Raw genomic sequence first — 1,370 nt, 5'->3', positions numbered from 1 at the left:
TGGAGAGTGTAAACTAAACTGTGTCAAGCTACAATAAAAGTAGTTTAACACAGTTTTTATATTATGGACAACTTAGAAATTGATTACAAGAAAGCAGCTCAGCAGTTGCGTAGTGGTGAAGCCTTATTTGGCAAGGACGGAGCATTAGCTCCATTGTTAGAGCGTATTCTCAACTCAGCTCTCGAAGGTGAGATGGACGCTCATTTAAGTGAAGAGGAACGCTCTTCCGGCAACCGTCGTAATGGTAAGATGAGTAAGAAGGTTCAAACAAAATATGGTGAGGTCACTATAGAGACTCCTCGTGACCGAGACGGAACTTTCCAACCTGAGACCGTAAAGAAGCGTGAGACTATTCTTGCCAATGGCATGGCAGACCAGATTATTGAGATGTACGCCATGGGCACCAGCACACGTGACATCAGCAGCTACTTTGAGCGTGAGTTCAACACAACTCTATCAGCCGATACTATCAGCTCTATAACAGACCGTGTATTACCCGAAATCACCGCCTGGAAGTCTCGCATGCTCGATCCTGTATATGCCATTTGCTGGCTTGATGCTATCCATTATAAGGTAAAGGATGAGAATGGCAGAGCTGTCACACGAGCCATTTACAACATTCTTGGTATCAACAAGGAAGGCCAAAAAGAACTGTTAGGTATGTATGTGTCTAAGAGTGAAGGAGCTAACTTCTGGCTAGAAGTTCTTACGGATCTTCAGAACCGTGGTGTTCGAGACATCTTGATTTGTTGTATTGATGGTCTCAAAGGCTTCCCAGATGCCATCCAAAGCGTATTTCCTGAGAGTTCTGTGCAGCTCTGTATTGTCCATCAGATACGCAATTCTATCAAGTATGTTGGCAGTAAGCATCAAAAGGAGTTTATCAAGGATTTAAGAACAGTATATGGTGCAGTAAACAAAGACTCCGCTGCTGCTAATTTAGACCTGTTAGAGTCTAAGTGGGGAGAGATGTACCCAATTGTCATCAAGTCATGGCGTGACAATTGGGAACGTCTGACAGAGTATTTCCAATATACTCCAGCCATCCGTAAACTCATTTATACGACCAATACGGTTGAGGGGTATCACAGACAGGTAAGAAAGGTCACAAAGACTAAAGGGGTCTTTCCTACGGATAATTCTTTGGAGAAGCTTGTGTACTTAGCTTACCGCAACATCCGTAAGAAATGGACTATGCCACTGGCAAATTGGGGACAAATTTCTCAACAATTGGCAATAAAATTTGGAGATAGATTTAAAATTATGTAACTTTGCAGCCGAAAAGGTTTCCCTGCTGGGGGCATGCCCCCAGCAGGGAGTGGGAATGAAAGTTAAGAACAAGCCTTGACACAGTTTAAATTACACCCCCG

The 1,370-nt window shown here is 43.4% G+C and carries 1 protein-coding gene; it reads left to right on the top strand.

All coding sequences use genetic code 11. The features are described from left to right. The first annotated feature begins 63 nt into the window (after positions 1 to 63). Positions 64 to 1,269 carry an IS256 family transposase gene (locus DXA74_RS15945; protein ID WP_118220300.1) on the top strand — a complete coding sequence of 402 codons (1,206 nt, stop codon included), beginning with the start codon at positions 64 to 66 and terminating at the stop codon, positions 1,267 to 1,269. Positions 1,270 to 1,370: the final 101 nt, after the last annotated feature.

The organism is Bacteroides sp. OF04-15BH (assembly GCF_003477995.1).
Lineage (GTDB): Bacteria > Bacteroidota > Bacteroidia > Bacteroidales > Bacteroidaceae > Paraprevotella.
This window is presented reverse-complemented; position numbering and strand designations above follow the sequence as displayed.